General features: G+C 63.8%; 13 protein-coding genes. 7 read left to right on the top strand and 6 right to left on the bottom strand.

The annotated features are described in order from the left end of the window. Nucleotides 1–19: 19 nt before the first annotated feature. From BUS06_RS15560 to BUS06_RS15540, 5 genes are read left to right on the top strand one after another with little or no spacing between them, the layout of a single operon-like run. Nucleotides 20–1,444: a PelD GGDEF domain-containing protein gene (locus BUS06_RS15560; RefSeq protein WP_074265078.1), complete on the top strand. Its 1,425-nt coding sequence runs from the start codon at nucleotides 20–22 to the stop codon at nucleotides 1,442–1,444. Continuing rightward, nucleotides 1,437–2,450: a tetratricopeptide repeat protein gene (locus tag BUS06_RS15555; RefSeq protein WP_074265077.1), complete on the top strand. Its 1,014-nt coding sequence runs from the start codon at nucleotides 1,437–1,439 to the stop codon at nucleotides 2,448–2,450. Before BUS06_RS15560 ends, BUS06_RS15555 begins: the two co-directional genes overlap by 8 nt. Further along, on the top strand, nucleotides 2,447–4,075 hold the full coding sequence (gene pelF, locus BUS06_RS15550) for a GT4 family glycosyltransferase PelF (protein ID WP_074265076.1): 1,629 nt from the start codon (nucleotides 2,447–2,449) through the stop codon (nucleotides 4,073–4,075). Before BUS06_RS15555 ends, pelF begins: the two co-directional genes overlap by 4 nt. Further along, nucleotides 4,075–5,448 carry an exopolysaccharide Pel transporter PelG gene (gene pelG / locus BUS06_RS15545; RefSeq protein WP_074265075.1) on the top strand — a complete coding sequence of 458 codons (1,374 nt, stop codon included), beginning with the start codon at nucleotides 4,075–4,077 and terminating at the stop codon, nucleotides 5,446–5,448. The genes pelF and pelG overlap by 1 nt, the downstream gene beginning before the upstream one ends. Nucleotides 5,449–5,457: 9 nt before the next feature. Next, nucleotides 5,458–6,396 (top strand): endo alpha-1,4 polygalactosaminidase, encoded by a 939-nt coding sequence (locus BUS06_RS15540; protein WP_074265074.1) that lies wholly within the window; start codon nucleotides 5,458–5,460, stop codon nucleotides 6,394–6,396. 18 nt (nucleotides 6,397–6,414) lie between these two features. Here the strand turns inward: BUS06_RS15540 and BUS06_RS15535 are convergent, their stop codons facing one another. The 4 genes from BUS06_RS15535 to BUS06_RS15520 form a co-directional block, all read right to left on the bottom strand. Then, nucleotides 6,415–7,365: a hydroxymethylglutaryl-CoA lyase gene (locus BUS06_RS15535; protein ID WP_074265073.1), complete on the bottom strand. Its 951-nt coding sequence runs from the start codon at nucleotides 7,363–7,365 to the stop codon at nucleotides 6,415–6,417. Nucleotides 7,366–7,387: 22 nt separating this feature from the next. Beyond that, the gene (locus BUS06_RS15530; protein ID WP_074265072.1) at nucleotides 7,388–8,578 is read right to left on the bottom strand and encodes a CaiB/BaiF CoA transferase family protein; all 1,191 of its coding nucleotides are present in this window, start codon (nucleotides 8,576–8,578) and stop codon (nucleotides 7,388–7,390) included. 132 nt (nucleotides 8,579–8,710) lie between these two features. Further along, nucleotides 8,711–9,622, bottom strand: a complete 912-nt coding sequence (locus BUS06_RS15525; RefSeq protein WP_074265071.1) for a LysR family transcriptional regulator — start codon at nucleotides 9,620–9,622, stop codon at nucleotides 8,711–8,713. Between the two features lie 130 nt (nucleotides 9,623–9,752). Beyond that, nucleotides 9,753–10,397, bottom strand: a complete 645-nt coding sequence (locus BUS06_RS15520) for a LysE/ArgO family amino acid transporter (protein WP_074265070.1) — start codon at nucleotides 10,395–10,397, stop codon at nucleotides 9,753–9,755. Between the two features lie 98 nt (nucleotides 10,398–10,495). On the opposite strand from BUS06_RS15520, the gene BUS06_RS15515 reads away from it, so the two are divergent. After that, a complete protein-coding gene (locus BUS06_RS15515; protein WP_074265069.1) occupies nucleotides 10,496–11,389 on the top strand; it encodes a LysR family transcriptional regulator ArgP in 894 nt (297 codons plus the stop codon). A 79-nt stretch (nucleotides 11,390–11,468) separates the two neighbouring features. On the opposite strand, the gene BUS06_RS15510 is transcribed toward BUS06_RS15515, so the two are convergent. Next, nucleotides 11,469–12,713 (bottom strand): MFS transporter, encoded by a 1,245-nt coding sequence (locus BUS06_RS15510; RefSeq protein ID WP_074265068.1) that lies wholly within the window; start codon nucleotides 12,711–12,713, stop codon nucleotides 11,469–11,471. Continuing rightward, entirely contained in the window at nucleotides 12,710–13,705 is a 996-nt protein-coding gene (locus tag BUS06_RS15505) for a PRC-barrel domain-containing protein (protein WP_074265067.1), read from the bottom strand. The genes BUS06_RS15510 and BUS06_RS15505 overlap by 4 nt, the downstream gene beginning before the upstream one ends. 588 nt (nucleotides 13,706–14,293) lie before the next feature. Between BUS06_RS15505 and BUS06_RS15500 the strand changes: the two genes are divergently transcribed. Next, nucleotides 14,294–15,676 (top strand): NCS2 family permease, encoded by a 1,383-nt coding sequence (locus BUS06_RS15500; RefSeq protein ID WP_074265066.1) that lies wholly within the window; start codon nucleotides 14,294–14,296, stop codon nucleotides 15,674–15,676. The last annotated feature ends 170 nt before the right edge of the window (nucleotides 15,677–15,846 follow it).

Here is a 15,846-nt window from a genome sequence, read left to right as displayed (position 1 = left end):
CCGTCATGAGGAACACGCCGTGAATACAGCTACCGCTACCGCGCAAACCGGCGCCGCCGCGTCGAAACCGCGCCACTCGAACCCGTTCGGCAACCTTGGCGCCGTGCGTCGGCTGGTCGCGCCCGCTGTTACACGGCCCTTCGCTATTGTCGAAACGATCATCTTCATGCTCGTGGTGTTCGGGCTGTGCTGGGCGTTCGACCGTACGGATCCGCTGCTGCTGAATTCGGGTTTCCCGTGGTTGTGGTTCGCGCCGTTCGTGATCGCCCTGCGCTACGGCACGTTGCTCGGACTGCTGGCGAGCGCGATGACGGTGGGCGCATGGTATCTGCTGGGCGGCAGCCACGGCCAGCCGTGGCCCCTGATGTTCTTCACCGGCGGGCTGCTGCAGACCATCGTCGCGGGTCACTTCGGCGATACGTGGGGCCATCGCGCCGCGCGTGCTTCGACCATCAATGACTACCTGAACGACCGTCTCGTGGCGATCACCAACAGCCACTATCTGATGCGCCTGTCGCACGAGCGGCTCGAAAAAGATCTGCTGTCCCGGCCCACCACGCTGCGCGATTCGATTACCGAGTTGCGACGCCTGTCGGTGCAGGGAGAGAGCGGTGCTCAGGACACCGTCACACCTCCTGCTTCGTTGCGCGCGTTGCCGGGCGCGCATGGTCTGCTCGAATTTGTCGCCCAGGTATGCCAGATCGAAGTCGCGGCGCTGTTCCCGGTGCGCAACGGCCAGGTCGGCCGCGAGGCTGCTGCCCGCGTGGGCGATGACTTCGCGCTCGCGCCGGACGACGAGCTTGTCACGCACGCTATCAGCACGATGAGCGTCGCGCATCTGAAAAGCGAGGATATCCCCGTCGCCCAGTCGCAATACCTGGTGTGCGCGCCTCTTGTCAGCGCCGACGGCCAGTTGCTGGCGGTGCTGGTGATCAAGCGCATGCCGTTCCTGTCGCTGAACTTCGATAACCTGCAACTGCTGCTGGTGCTGCTCGGCTATTACGCGGACGGCGTGGAGCACTCGGGCCTCGTGCAGGGCATCCTTGCCGCTGTGCCTGGCTGTCCGTACGATTTCGCGCTCGACCTTGGACGCCTGACGCGTCTGCAGCGCGACGCCGGAATCGCTTCGTCGATGGTCGCGTTGGCGTTCCCGCGCGACGAAGCGGGCGACTCGCTGTTCGAACACGTGATTCGCCGCCGTCGTGCGCTCGACCTGATGTGGCCGGTGCAAACGGCGTCGCAGTCGGTGCTGGTCAACCTCATGCCTGCAACGGACACGACCGGCATCGACGGTTATCTCGCCCGTATCGAAGGCAGCCTCTCGGCCCAGTTCAACCTGAATCTGGAGAGCGCCCGCGTCGGCGTGCATACGCTGCATCTGGGCACCATGGATCCCGGTCCGGCGCTGCAGCGCCTTCTCAAGCGTAGCGGCCTCGATGTCTAAGCTCATTTCCGCCCTCGTCAACGTGCTGTCGTTCGCCGGCTATGTGCTGGTGGAATACTTCGCGTACCTGAGCTTCCTGCGCGCACCTGCGGGCGTCGATCCGCTGCTGGCCGGCTTTGTCGCGCAGGCGCTGGTTGCGCTCGTGCAGGCGCTGCTGCTGCGCGTGATGCTGCCGTCGCGTTACCGCGAGCCGCGCTTCTGGACGCTCCTGCTGCTGTGGGTGCTGTGCACGTTCGTGCCGCTCGGCGCCGGCCTCGTCCTGCTGGCAAGCTGTATCTGGGCAGCGTGGTTCCCGGGCACGAGAGACAGCGATCAACTGACCGATGTGCCGCGCCCTGAATTCGTCAGCTACCTCGTCTCGCGCGTTTCGCACGGTGGCGGAGCCCGGCTGCAGGCGCGCCTGATCAACACGCAGGTCTCTTCGACCGACCGGCTTACCGCACTCGTCGCAATCCAGAGCATGCCCACCCGCACCACGGGCACACTGTTGCGCGATCTGCTGGCCGATCCGATCGAGGACGTGCGTCTGATTGCTTACGGCACGCTGGACCAGGCCGAGAACGAGATCATGCAGAAGATCTTCACGACCGCTAAAGCCCTCGAACAGGCGAAGGACGACAGCGAGCGCCATGCGATCAACCGGCGCCTCGCCGAACTGTATTTCGAGCTGGTCTATCAGAACCTCGTGCAGGGCGCGGTGTATCGCCATACGCTCGAGCAGGCCGACCGCTACGCACGCGACGCGCTCGCTACCGACGACAAGGACGCGGCGCTGTGGCTGATTCGCGGCCGCCTCGCGCTTGCCGAGGGCCGCCCCGATGAAGCGGGACAGTACATGGAACGCGCCCTCGAACTGGGCTTTCCGCGTGAACGCCTGACGCCCTGGCTCGCCGAAGTGGCGTTCCTGCGCGGCGACTACGCTCAAACCAGTCAATGGCTCGCGACGCTCGGCAATGCCGCAGCGCTGCCGACGCTCAAACCTGCTGTGACTTACTGGTCATCATGAAAGAGTCCTTGATGCGGCGTGCCGCCGATGCCGATGTCTGCCTGCTGCTGGAAGGCACCTTCCCGTTTGTGCGGGGCGGGGTGTCGAGCTGGGTCAACGAAATGCTGCGCGCGTACCCGCAGACGCGCTTTGCGATTGTCTTTATCGGCAGCCGCGAGCAGGACTATCACGGTGCGGCCTACAAGTTGCCCGACAACGTCGTGCACTTCGAGACCCATTACCTGTATGAGACGGCTTCCGTAGACGCCAGCCGGCCGCGCGAGATTGAAGGCGACGCCGCGGCGTTTGCGAAGTCGGCCGAGTTGCACGCGGCTTTGCGCGACGTGCGCGGTGCGGATGTGGGCAAGCTGATGGCCGAGATGGTGCCGACGCTCGGCGAACACGGCGCGCTCAACGAAGCGCAGTTTCTGGCGAGCCGCCAGTCGTGGGAGTTCATCGTCGAGCAGTACGAAAAGCACTGCACCGACCCGTCGTTTACCGACTACTTCTGGACCGTGCGGATCATGCACAAGCCGTTGTGGTTACTCGCGAACGTCGCTGAGAAGCTGATACCGGCGAAGGTCTATCACACGATTTCGACGGGATACGCAGGCTTTCTCGGTGCGCTGCTGCACTACCGCACGGGGCGGCCGCTGCTGATTTCCGAGCACGGTATCTACACGAAAGAGCGCAAGATCGATCTGTTGCAGAGTCAGTGGATTCGCGACAATCGCGGCGCATTCGAGCGTGACATCTCGCGTATCAGTTATTTCCGCGAACTCTGGGTGCGCTTTTTCGAGGCGATCGGCAAGCTCGCGTACGACGCCGCCGACGACATCGTCGCCCTGTACGAAACGAACCGCTTGCGCCAGGTCGCAGACGGCGCGGTTGCCGAGCGCACCCGCAGCATTCCGAATGGCGTGGACGTCGACGGCCTTGCACCGCTTGTCGAGCAGCGCAAGGCAGGGCCGCACAAGGTGGTCGCGCTGATCGGCCGGGTGGTGCCGATCAAGGACATCAAGACGTTTATTCGCGCCATGTTCGTGGCCTCCCGCAGCATGCCCGAGATCGAAGGCTGGATCATCGGGCCGGAAGAAGAAGATCCGGGTTACGCGCTCGAATGCCGTGCGCTGGTGGAGAGTCTGGGGCTGGCCGCAAACGTGAAGTTTCTCGGCTTTCAGCGCATCGACGATGTGCTGCCGAAAATCGACGTCATCGCCCTCACGTCGATCAGCGAGGCGTTGCCACTGGTCGTGCTGGAAGGGTTTGCAGCCGGTATTCCGTCCATCACGACCGATGTCGGCGCATGCCGCCAGATGATCGAAGGACTCGATGCGGAAGACCGCGCGCTCGGCAGTGCGGGCGCAGTGGTGCAGATCGCCAATCCGGCCGCCTTCGCGCAGGCCGTGGTGGCGCTGCTGAACGACGACGCCCGCTGGCAGGCCGCGCAGCAGGCTGGCCTCGCACGGGTGCGCCGCTATTACACGAAGGCGCAGATGACCGACAGCTACCGGACCCTGTACGAGAAGCTCGCAGCGGCCCCGGATGTTCCGCGCGGCTCGCGCAACGCAGCCGCGGGCGGCTGCCCGGTGCACCATGGCGCGCAGACGAGCCCGCGCACCGCTCAAGCCGGGGAGACACGCTAATGGCCGGGATTGGTTTCGAACTGCGCAAGATCCTCAAGCACGACACGCTGTTCGGTGTCGCGCGGGCTTACGCCTACGCTGGCCTGATCAGCTCGGGGCCGTTGATCCTGTCGATCTTCGGTATCCTGATCATCGGGGTGATGAGCCTCGCGTTCGTGATACCGAAATACGCGATCGTGCAGTTTCAGATATCGGTGACGTATCTGATTGCGCTGAGCCTGATTTTGACGGGTCCGCTGCAACTGTCGTTTACGCGTTTCATCTCCGACCGCCTGTTTGAAAAGCGCGACGATCTGGTGCTGTCGAACTACAACGGGGTCGTGCTGGTCAGCACGATCGCTTCCGGGCTGGTGGGCGTGGTGGCAATGCTGGTGGGGTTCAAGAGCGAGCCTTTGGCCTATCGCGTGCTGATGGTGGCGGGTTTCGTGGTGATCAGCAACATCTGGATCGCCGTGATTTTTCTCTCCAGCGTCAAGCAGTACCGGCAGATCCTGTTTGTGTTTCTGATCGGCTACGGCTGCACCGTCGCGTTCGCGCTGATGCTCAACCGGCACGGCCTGTCGGGGCTGCTCGGCGGCTTTGTTGCGGGCCACCTGGTGTTGCTGGGCGGTCTGTCCGGATTGATCTACCGTAACTACCGCAGCGGCCGGCTGATTTCCTTCGAGGTGTTCGACAAGCGCTTCGCTTATCCGACGCTCGCGCTGGTGGGGCTGTTCTTCAATCTCGGCGTGTGGCTCGACAAGTTCATGTTCTGGTATTCGCCAGGCACGGGCGCGCCGGTCATCGGGCCGCTGCATGCATCGGTGATCTACGATATCCCGGTGTTCATCGCCTATGTGTGCGTGATGCCTGGCATGGCGACCTTCCTGGTGCGTATCGAGGCGGACTTCGTCGAGTATTACGACGCGTTCTACGATGCCGTGCGCAGCGGCGCGACGCTGCGCCACATCAACGATATGCGCGACATGATGGTGGGCAGCGTGCGTGCGGGTCTGTATGAGATCATCAAGATTCAGGTTGTCGTGCTGCTGCTGATTTTCGCTTTTGGGTCGAACGTGCTCGCGGCGCTGAATATTTCGCCGCTATACATGCCGCTTCTCACCGTCGACGTGATTGCGGCCAGTCTGCAGGTGGTGCTGTTGGGTCTCCTGAACGTGTTCTTCTATCTGGATGCACGACGTACGGTGTTGAAGCTGTGTGTGGCGTTTGTGGTGCTCAACGGCGCGCTGACGTGGATCACGTTGCAGATGAGTCCCAATACGTATGGGTATGGTTTTGCTTTGGCGCTGCTGATTCTGGTAGTCGGCGCGGTGCTGACGCTGGATCGCAAGTTCGCCAAACTCGAATACGAAACCTACATGCTGCATAACTGATAGTGCGGGATGCGAATGTTTATGGTGCGCGCGCTGTGCCGCTTCGCTGCCTGGGTGGCCTGCTTCGGCACGGCCGCCGGACTGGGACCTCTCGCGCAAGCCCAGAGCGCCGCCAGCGCGGGGAGTCACTCCGCCACGGCGGCGAATGCTTCCATGCAGCCCTCAGTGGCGTTCTTTTACGGCGACAAGGTACCTGTCGAGGCACTGTCCGGATTCGATGTGGTGGTGGTCGAGCCGGATAGCAACCTCGATCCTGCAATCCAACATAATCGCCATATCGCCTGGTTCGCATACGTCAGCGTCGGCGAAGTCACGCCGCAACGCGCCTACTACGCTGCGATGCCGCAGGACTGGCTGGCTGGCAATAACCCCGCGTGGGCGTCGAAGGTCGTCGATCAGGACGCACCCGGCTGGCCAGCGTTCTATGTGAAGCAGGTGATTGCGCCGCTCTGGCGTAAAGGCTATCGCGGCTTCTTTCTGGATACGCTCGATTCGTATCAACTGATCGCCAAAACCGATGCAGACCGCGCCCGCCAGCAAGCAGGACTGGTGGAGGTGATCCGCGCGATCAAGAAGCGCTATCCACGAGCCAGATTGATGTTTAACCGCGGCTTCGAGATCCTGCCGCAGGTGCACGATCTCGTGTACGCGGTGGCCTTCGAATCGCTCTACAGCGGCTGGGATCAGCCGAACCAGCGTTATACGACGGTGTCACAGGCAGACCGCGACTGGCTGCTGGGGCAGGCGAGGGTTGTGAGCGAAAAATATGAGTTGCCAGTGATCGCAATCGACTACTGTGCTCCCGGCGACGAACAATGCACGCGCGACACCGTGCTGAAAATCTGCAAGGACGGGTTGGTGCCGTATGTGGCTGACGGCGCGCTGCAGACCGTTGGAGTCGGACGTGCGGGAATCTGCCCTGACGAGATACCGGGCGCGCAGCCCTGACGAGCGGAACGCCGCCGTTCAGGCCGCGGAAGGTCGCTGCTCACCCGCATCCGGAGCCGGATGCAGATCGAGCCGCCGGCCGGCCTTGAGCAACTGGCTCGGTACGTCGTGGCCGATCAGCCCTGGCAAATGTGCGGCAGCCTGCAACACCTGGGTGAGATCGACACCGGTATCGTAGCCGTTCAGTTCCAGCATATGCACGAGTTCTTCGGTGCACACGTTCCCCGTCGCGCCCGGTGCATAGGGACAACCGCCCAGGCCGCCCAGCGAGGCGTCGAAGCGGTCGATGCCTGCGTCCAATGCAGCCAGCGTGTTGGCGAGCGCCATCCCCCGCGTGTTGTGAAAGTGCAGCGTGGTTTCCAGTCCGGCGAATTCATCGCGCGTGCGTTGTGCCAGTTGCCGGACCTGGTTGGGATACGCCATGCCGGTCGTGTCGCACAGCGTGACCCCGTGCACGCCGAGCGTGGCGAAGCGCGCAACCCAGCTCAGCACTTCGTCTTCCGCAACGTCGCCCTCCATGGGGCAGCCAAACGCGGTCGACAGCGACACGTTAATCGCTACTCGCGTGCGGCTCACTACTTCGATCACATCCCGCAGTTGTGCGAACGATTCTTCCCGGCTCATGCGCAGATTTGCCCGATTGTGGCTTTCGCTGACCGACATCACCAGATTGACTTCGTCGACATCGCATGACAACGCGCGTTCGGCACCGCGCACGTTCGGCACCAGTACGGTATAGACCACACCGGCGCGGCGCTCGATGCGATGCATTACCGCTTCGGCATCGCGCAGCGCCGGAATGGCGCGCGGCGAGGTGAACGAAGTCACTTCGATTTTGGCGAAACCGCAGGCACTCAGTCGATCGATCAAGGCAACCTTGTCGTCGGTTTCAATGAAGCGGGCTTCGTTCTGGAAGCCGTCGCGGGTGGCGACTTCCTGGATGTACAGGCGAGGGCGGGTGGCGCTCATCGAAGGTCTCCTGAATACTTGTTCAGATGATGCCGCGTTCGCGCAGCGCGGCGCGTTTGGCATCGTCCAGGCCGAGGGTGGCGAGCACCTCATCGGTATGCTGGCCGAGTTCGGGCGCGAGTGTGCGGATCGTGCCCGGAGTGGCGTTCAGTTTCGGCAAAACGCCGGGGACTTGCACCGGTGTGCCGTCGGCGAGCGTGCTATCCACAATCATTTCGCGGGCACGGTAGTGCGGATCGGCAGCAATGTCGGCGACATCGTAGATCTTGCCGGCCGGAATGCGCGCTTCGTTCAGATGCGCCAGCACCTCGTCGAGCGAACGCTGTTCCGTCCAGGCGCTTATGGCTGCATCGATCCGTTCGACGTTCGCGACCCGGCCATCGTTTTGCGCGAGCGCCGGATCCTCACCAAGGTCGGAGCGCTCGATCACTTCCATCAGACGTCGGAAGATGCTGTCACCGTTGCCGGCAATCAGCGCGAATTTGCCGTCGCGGCAGCGATAGGCATTGCTCGGCGCAATGCCTGGCAGGCTGCTGCCCGCCGCCTGGCGGACCGCGCCAAACACGGAGTATTCGGGCAGCAGGCTCTCCATCATGTTGAAGACCGATTCGTACAGGGCGACGTCGACCATCTGGCCTTCACCGCCGTTCTGGTCGCGATGACGCAACGCCAGCAGGATGCCGATCACGCCATGCAGGGCAGCGAGCGAATCGCCGATCGACACGCCGACGCGCACCGGCGTGCGGCCCGGTTCGCCGCTCAGGTGACGCAGGCCGCCCATTGCTTCGCCGATCACGCCGAAGCCAGGCAGGTCGCGATACGGGCCAGTCTGGCCGTAGCCGGAGACGCGCAGCATCACGAGCCTGGGGTTCAGCGTATGCAGTGTGTCCCAGCCGAGGCCCCAGCCTTCGAGTGCGCCAGGGCGGAAGTTTTCGATGACGACGTCGGCCTCGGCGGCGAGGCGTCGTGCAATATCCTGGCCTTCAGGGTCTCTCAGGTTCAGCGTCACCGAACGTTTATTGCGCGATTGCGCTGCCCACCATACGGAGGTGCCTTCATGCAGCATGCGCCATTTGCGCAGCGGGTCGCCCGTCACGGGCGTTTCGATCTTGATGACGTCGGCGCCGAATTCGGCGAGCATCCGGCTCGCGAACGGGCCTGCAATCAGTTGTCCGAGTTCAAGGACGCGGATCCCGTCGAGCGGTCCAGCCATGCTGCGTCTCCATCGAGTGTGTTCCGTTGAACAGGATAGTGACGCAGCGCGGCGGCGCTGGGAATGTCGGATTCTTCACGGACCCTTTCCCGGGTGGAAAGGGCGCGGCGGCGCCTGCCGGCCAGGCTCCGCTCAGCCTGCCGCCGCCGGCATGGCCGCCATGAAATCGAACAGCCTGGCTGCCTCCGGTGTGAGCGCCTTGGCGTCCTTCGCACCGATCCACAGCGTGCGTTCGGACCAGGTGTCGGTCAATTGCACGGCGCGCAGGCCCGCTGCGAGGATTTCCGGGCGCACTGCCGCGGCGGGCAGCATGCCGATGCCGAGGCCGGCTTCAATCATCCGGCAGATGCCGTCGAAACTGCGCATCTGGATGCGCAGCCGCAGCGGCTTTTCGGCGGCGAGCGCGGCGTCCATCATGCGCAGCAGCAACGAGCTGCCGGCGTTCAGGGCGACGTAGTCGTATTCGAGCGTGTCGGCAAAGGCGATCTCTTTGACGCCCGCCAGCGGATGGTCCGCGGGGACCAGTATGATCAACCGATCGCGCCGGTAGACGCGCTTGTCCACCATCGGCGCGGGGACGTTGTCCGCGAATACGCCCAGATCGGTGCGGCCCGCGCCGAGCGCTTCGATCACCTCGCCGCTCAGGCGTTCTTCGAGCGTGACCTTGACGCTCGGGTTGTTGGCGAGAAAGCGCTGCAGATCGGTGGGAAGGAACTGCACGATGGCCGATGTGTTGGCCCAGATCCGTACATGACCGCGTACGCCGACGGCAAAGTCGCTCATTTCGCTCGCCATGCGGTTGACCTGGTCGAGCACCTGAAGCGCGTGATTCAGCAGCCCGTGGCCCGCCGGCGTGAGTTCGACGCCGCGCGGATGGCGCACGAGGAGGGCGCAGTCGGTGGCCCGTTCGAGATCGGCCATGCGCTTGCTGATGGCGGAGAGCGTCATGTGGCTGCGTTCGGCCGCGCGGGTCAGGCTGCCGGTTTCGGCGACCGTCAGAAACACGCGCAGGGAATGCAGATCGAAGTGCGTCGGATTGACCATGAGGGCGGCGAATAGGCAAAAAGCGGGACAGGAAGCACGATTCTACGGCTTCCTGTCCCGCTGATTGTCCTTTGTTTGCCCTGTAGTGGTCCTTGTGTTTGCCGAGTGCTTCGCTCTGCCTGGCGTTCGCTTAGCGCAATTGCGTGACGGCAAGCAGCAGAACCATGCTGCCGATCGCGCCGTCGAGTACGCGCCAGGCCGTCGCACGGCGAAACAGGGGGGCGAGTGCTCGCGCGCCGTAGCCGAGGCCGACGAACCACACGCCGCTGACCGCCATCGCACCGAGCGCGAAGGCCACCCGGCCGGTTTGTGCTTCGCGGGCGCCGGCTGTGCCGATCAGGAGGAAGGTGTCGAGATACACATGCGGGTTGAGCCACGTGAAAGCGAGCGTCATCAGGATGATCGGCATGGTGCGTTGTGCGGACGTCGCTGTGGTTGCCGGCGCGTTGGTCGGGTCACCGGAGACGCTGACGTCGAGCACGGCATGGCCGGGACGCACCGCGCGACGCAGCGCGTTGATGCCGAACCAGGCAAGGTAGGCGAGCCCAACATATAGCATGGCATGGACGAACACCGGATAGCGCTCGACCAGCGCCGATGCGCCGCCCACCCCCGCACCGATCAGGATGAAGTCCGATACCGCGCACAGCAGCACGATCTTGCCGACGTGCGAGCGCATGATGCCTTGGCGCAGCACGAAGGCGTTCTGGGCGCCGATGGTGACGATCAGCGACGCGCACAGCGCCGCTCCGTGGGAGAAAGCAAGCCAATCCATGAGAGATCCAGTAGACGGATGAGACGAATTGGCGCTAGTCTGCGGTTTTCCAGCTCGTAAGAGAAGCTAATTCAGTTAATGCCGATTAAGGAATGCTAATGCTCGACTATGCTTTGCTGGATGCGCTGGCTGCTGTAGTGCGCCACGGATCGTTCGACCGCGCGGCGAGCGAGCTGAACGTGACGCCGTCGGCGGTGTCGCAGCGTGTGAAATTGCTGGAGGAGCGGGTGGGCAGCGTGCTCGTCAAACGCGGCCAGCCGTGTGTGGCGACGACTTCGGGCGCGCTGCTGTGCCGCCATACGGAGCGGGTGCAGTTGCTCGAATCGGAACTGACGGGGCGATTGCCTGCGCTGCCGGGAGCGTTGGTCGAGTCCTGGCCGACCTTGCGCGTGGCGGTCAACGATGACAGCGTCGGCACGTGGTTTATCGATGCGGTGGCTGGGTTCTGTGTGGAGCGGGAGATGCTGCTCGATCTCGTCATCGACGATCAGGATCATACGGCACAGCGGATTCGCGATGGCAGCGTGCAGGGCGCGGTGACCACGCAGGCGGAGCCGGTGCAGGGTTGCCGGTCAGTACGGCTTGGACGGATGCGTTATCTGGCCGTGTGTGCGCCGGATTTCTTCGAGCGCTACTTCGCCGATGGGGTCACGCGCGATTCGCTGCGGCGCACGCCTTGCATCGACTTCAATCCGAAGGATCAGCTGCAGAAGCGCTTTATGCGCCGGATTACTCGCGCGGAGGTCGATCCGCCGTTGCACTGGATTCCTCACGTTGCGGGCTTTCTCAGAGCGTGCGCCACGGGAATGGGGTGGGGCCTGTGTCCGGAGCGGATGATCGCCTCGCATCTCGAGAGCGGCGAACTCGTGGATATGGCGCCCGGTAAGCCCGTCGATGTGGATCTGTACTGGCAGAGCTGGCGCTTGTCGATCGGATGGCTGGACGATTTCGGCACGGAGTTGCGCAAGCGGGCAGCGGAGTTACTGGATTGAACCGGCTGGTTGATGCAAACAAAAAAGGCCGGTATCGCTCGCGCGACACGGGCCTTTCTGTGCAACAGACCCGCTGTAATTACCGCGCCTCGGGCACCCCTTCCGCCTCCGGCACAGTCTCGCTCTCACGCGTCTCCGGCATGGCCGCCCACACGAGCAGCACCGCCAGCGCCCCAGCCGCGGCGAGCCCAAAGAAGCTGACCGTATTGCTGAACCGGTCCGCAATGAAACCCGCCGCTGCCGTGCTCAACGTCGCGCCGATCCCGGCCGCCAGACCGAACAGCCCGATACACAGGTTATAGCGACCCTTGCCGCCAGCGACATCCGCAGCGATCAGCGGCAGCATCACCCCGAACACAGCTGCACTCAAACCATCGAGCATCTGCACCGGCACCAGCAGATAAGGGCTGCTGATTCCGGCAAACAGCAGCGCGCGAACCGGCAGCGCAGCGAAGCCGAACAGCAGGATCGGCCTGCGTCCCCAGCGTTGTGCCGAACGTCCTACCCACGGCGACATCATCGCCACGATCGCCTGCGGCACGATGATGCAGGCCGCAATCACGAGCTGCACGTTGTCTCCCATGCCGGCAGTCACTTCACCGGCCGCGAGGTTGAGCATCGCCGCATTCGACAGGTGGAACAGCACGATACAGGCCGCGAAGATCAGCATGCGCTTGTCGCGCAGCAGTTCGCGCAGGCTCTCGCGCTTTTCATCCGCGTCCGGAACTGGCTTGGCCTGGGGCATGGCGTCGACGGTGCCAGTGTTCTGCACCATGCTCAGCGCAATCAGCGCGGGCATGGCGAGCGCAGCGGTCAACCAGAACACCGCGCGCGACGAGAAGTACTCGCCGAATAACCCCATCAACCCGGCCGCAATCGCACTGCCGATAGACGCCCAGCGCGCATTGCGCCCGAGCCGGTCGCCAAGGTTCTGGCGTCCGACCAAAGCGAACGAGATCGCGGCCATGGCCGGCACCAGCATGCAGCTCGCGAAGCCGTGGAAGACTTCCGCGGCGATCACGGGCAGCACGGTTGGACTGCTGGCGAGCAGCACCGCGGAGAAGATGATCGCGAAGATCGCCCAGGCGGCAGCGCCTTTCTTGTTCTTCATTGCGTCGACAGCGGCGCCTGCCGGCACCTGGCTCACCATCGCGCTGATCGTACCCACCGAGAGTGCCATGCCGATCTCACCCTGGGTCCACTTGTGCGAGGCGAGGTAGGACGCGATGAACGGACCAAAGCCGGTCTGCACGTTCGCGACGAAGAAATTCATCCAGTCGAGCGCGCGCAGGCTGCGTGTTGTCACCATAAGCCGGCCTGTCATCGGGCCGCCCGTGCGGTAGATGCAGTCGCGGTAGATGATGCAGCGGCGGCGGGCGCAGGCGTGGCCGGCGGCGCGGGTGGGGCAGGCGAAACGGCGCGGATCGGTTGATCCGACGCATACGGCGGCGACGCGGCGATCGCTGCATCGCTCAGGTCCATCAGCGGATAGAGCGTCTTGTCTTTTACCGCAAATCGCAGCGCCGACCAGTTCGCCGCAATCGTGCGGCGGTCGGCGCTCACCATGCCGCTCACGTCGAGCACGACTGCTTGCGGCTGGGCATTGGCGTCGATCAGCACGTCGATCACGCGGCCGACTTTCGCGCCGTTAGGGCGCTCAACGGTGGCGTCGAGCAACGGCAAACGTGTGGCGGTTGCGGTGCCGGCCGCTGCCGCGGCGGCCTTTGCGCGGTCGGCCGGCGGCGCCTGACCCGGAGCGAGATTCAGCGTGATGGGCGCGGTCTTCGCGCCCGGCGTGAAGCGGAATACGTTCCATGGGAAATTGACCTTGCGGTCGCCGACCCCGAGGAAGCCCTGCAGATTGACGATCATCTCGATCGGCTTGCCGCTCGGGTCGGTGACGAGATCGACGGCGCGTCCCACGACCTTGCCGTCGGGCTTCTGCACTTCGCTGTCGAGCAGTCCGTGCGCCTGGTTGCGATCGATCACCCGCGTCACGATCAGCGGCGCAGGCGTGGGCGGCGGCGGGGCGGGCGTGGCGACCGGCGGCGGAGGCGGTTCCTCCTTCTTCGGCGGCGGCGCAGGCGGTCGCTTGGGTTTGGCCGGCGTTTCGGGCTTGCTGGTTTCCGTCTGCACCGTCGTCTCAGGCGGTCCGGCTACGAGGGTGGAACTGGCGGGTTCGACGAGATCCGGGACGGCCTCGGTGATCGGCGCCTGCTGCGGTCCGCGCAGCAGACTGCAACCCGACAGGGCGACAGCCGCGAGGACGAGAAGGATCGGGTAACGGAAAGCTGGACGTCGAAAACCGCCACTCATCAAGAAAGACTCCATGGGCGCGAGCGAAGGGTGCGATTGGCTTGCCGCACTCTCCACCGCTGCAATTGAAACGGCGAATGGCTCAGAGTTTAACCCGCTGCACGCTGCGTTCCGGCACATGGCCACTGCAAAGCAGTCGGCCGGCGACGTCGACGGGACATCTCCCGGTCTGCGGTCCGCGCAAAGCGGGACCACAGGCATACGACACGTGCGTTACAGACCGTAGGTGTAAACACGCGGGCCGAAGCCGCGTGCCGCCGTGCCTTAAACGATATAAGCATCGCGACATGACCGGCATGCCATTCATGCGATGGGAGACATATTGGTATTCGCCTACATTTCGGGACAGCAAATGACGAACGGTGCTAACGCGGGTTTGACTTTGCCGGTTTAACGCGATGAGCAGATGGCCGATTGTAAGGGATGTCGGGAATCTTCGGATCAAAGCGGGCCGGCCTGAAACACAGACTATCCGCCGCGACGAACGTTCAAAACCTTGCCCACCACATTACATAAACGCAACGAGACGAACCTGATGACAGCCGGTGCCCCGGCTGTTTCAGCATGCTGATAAAGGAGGCACTCATCATGATGGAACCCCACGCCCAGCCGATTTCCGATGTCGGCGTCGAACGCTTCGACTCCAAGGGCTTTCTCGACCGGTACTTTGAAATCTCCTCGCGCGGCAGTTCGCAGCGCCAGGAAATCATTGCCGGCGTCACCACTTTTCTGGCGATGGTCTATTCGGTGTTCGTCGTGCCGGGCATGTTCGGCAAGGCGGGCTTCGACACCAGCGCGGTATTCGTGGCCGTGTGCTTGACGACGGCATTCGGCTCGCTGCTGATGGGCATCTGGGCCAGGCTGCCGATCGCCATTGGCTGCGCGATCTCGCTGACCGCCTTCACCGCCTTCGGTCTCGTGCTCGGCAAGGGCCTGCATCCGACCGTGGCGCTCGGCGCCGTGTTCCTGATGGGGATCGTCTTCACCGGCATTTCGGTGACGGGCGTGCGTTCGTGGATCCTGCGCAACCTGCCCTCGGGCGTGGCGCACGGCACGGGCATCGGCATCGGGCTGTTTCTGCTGCTGATTGCGGCCAACGACGTTGGGCTCGTGGTCAAGAACCCGGGTGCGGGGCTGCCGGTTTCGCTCGGCAATATCACGGCGCTGCCGGCGCTGATGTCGGTGGCGGGGTTGGCTGCGATCTTCGGGCTGGTGCGCCGTCGCGTGCCGGGCTCGATCCTGATCGTGATCGTCGCGATCTCCGCGCTTGGACTGCTGATCGATCCGGCGGTGACGTATCACGGCGTGTTTGCGCTGCCGTCGCTGAGCGCGCCGGGTCATGCTTCGCTGATCGGTGCGATGGACATCAAGGGTGCCTTGTCGTTGGCGGTACTGCCTAGTGTGCTGGCGCTGGTGATGACAGCCGTGTTCGATGCGACCGGCACGATCCGCGCTGTCGCAGGGCAGGCCGGGCAGCTCGATGCCAACGGCCGAATCATCAACGGTGGCCGTGCGCTGACGGCGGACTCACTCAGCTCGATCTTCTCGGGCTTCCTCGGCGGTGCGCCGGCTGCGGCCTACATTGAATCGACCGTCGGTGTCGCAGCAGGCGCGAAGACGGGGATGGCCGCGGCTGTCGTCGGTCTGCTGTTCCTCGTCGTGATGTTCTTCTCGCCGCTCGCCGGTCTGGTGCCTTCATATGCGACGGCTCCTGCGCTGATGTACGTCGGTCTGCTGATGCTGTCGAGCGTGAGCAAGCTGAATATGGACGACATGGTCGATTCCATGTCGGGTCTGGTGTGCGCGGTGTTCATCGTGCTGACCGCCAACATCGTGACCGGCATCATGCTCGGCTTCAGCACGCTGGTGATCGGCCGTGTCGTGAGCGGCGAGTATCGCAAGCTGAACGTCGGCACGGTAGCGATCGCAGTTGTTCTGGCCGCGTTCTATCTTGGTGGCTGGGCGATCTGATCGCGGCTCTTGCCGCGGTCCCTGGTAGTCCTTGTTTTGACGCGTGAGCAGGGTGGTCTGGGCAGCCCTGCTTGCGTAAGTAGTCGCTTTAATCTCCACCCTTGACGCGGCGTGTTGCAGTCTTTTGGGCTGTGATGCGCCGCGTGTCTTTTTTTCCTCCACGCTACCCT

The sequence above is a fragment of the Paraburkholderia phenazinium genome (assembly GCF_900141745.1).
In the GTDB taxonomy this organism is placed as follows: domain Bacteria; phylum Pseudomonadota; class Gammaproteobacteria; order Burkholderiales; family Burkholderiaceae; genus Paraburkholderia; species Paraburkholderia phenazinium_B.
Note: the sequence above shows the minus strand (reverse complement) of the source record. Positions and strands in the feature narration are given on the sequence as shown.

Excerpts from the sequence above, each read along its gene's own strand:
- BUS06_RS15520 (WP_074265070.1), bottom strand. The coding sequence starts at position 10,397 with ATGGATTGGCTTGCTTTCTCCCACGGAGCGGCGCTGTGCGCGTCGCTG.
- BUS06_RS15500 (WP_074265066.1), top strand. The coding sequence starts at position 14,294 with ATGATGGAACCCCACGCCCAGCCGATTTCCGATGTCGGCGTCGAACGC.
- BUS06_RS15505 (WP_074265067.1), bottom strand. The coding sequence starts at position 13,705 with ATGAGTGGCGGTTTTCGACGTCCAGCTTTCCGTTACCCGATCCTTCTC.
- BUS06_RS15525 (WP_074265071.1), bottom strand. The coding sequence starts at position 9,622 with ATGGTCAATCCGACGCACTTCGATCTGCATTCCCTGCGCGTGTTTCTG.
- BUS06_RS15510 (WP_074265068.1), bottom strand. The coding sequence starts at position 12,713 with ATGACAGGCCGGCTTATGGTGACAACACGCAGCCTGCGCGCGCTCGAC.
- BUS06_RS15540 (WP_074265074.1), top strand. The coding sequence starts at position 5,458 with ATGCGAATGTTTATGGTGCGCGCGCTGTGCCGCTTCGCTGCCTGGGTG.
- pelG (WP_074265075.1), top strand. The coding sequence starts at position 4,075 with ATGGCCGGGATTGGTTTCGAACTGCGCAAGATCCTCAAGCACGACACG.
- BUS06_RS15555 (WP_074265077.1), top strand. The coding sequence starts at position 1,437 with ATGTCTAAGCTCATTTCCGCCCTCGTCAACGTGCTGTCGTTCGCCGGC.
- BUS06_RS15530 (WP_074265072.1), bottom strand. The coding sequence starts at position 8,578 with ATGGCTGGACCGCTCGACGGGATCCGCGTCCTTGAACTCGGACAACTG.
- BUS06_RS15515 (WP_074265069.1), top strand. The coding sequence starts at position 10,496 with ATGCTCGACTATGCTTTGCTGGATGCGCTGGCTGCTGTAGTGCGCCAC.
- pelF (WP_074265076.1), top strand. The coding sequence starts at position 2,447 with ATGAAAGAGTCCTTGATGCGGCGTGCCGCCGATGCCGATGTCTGCCTG.
- BUS06_RS15535 (WP_074265073.1), bottom strand. The coding sequence starts at position 7,365 with ATGAGCGCCACCCGCCCTCGCCTGTACATCCAGGAAGTCGCCACCCGC.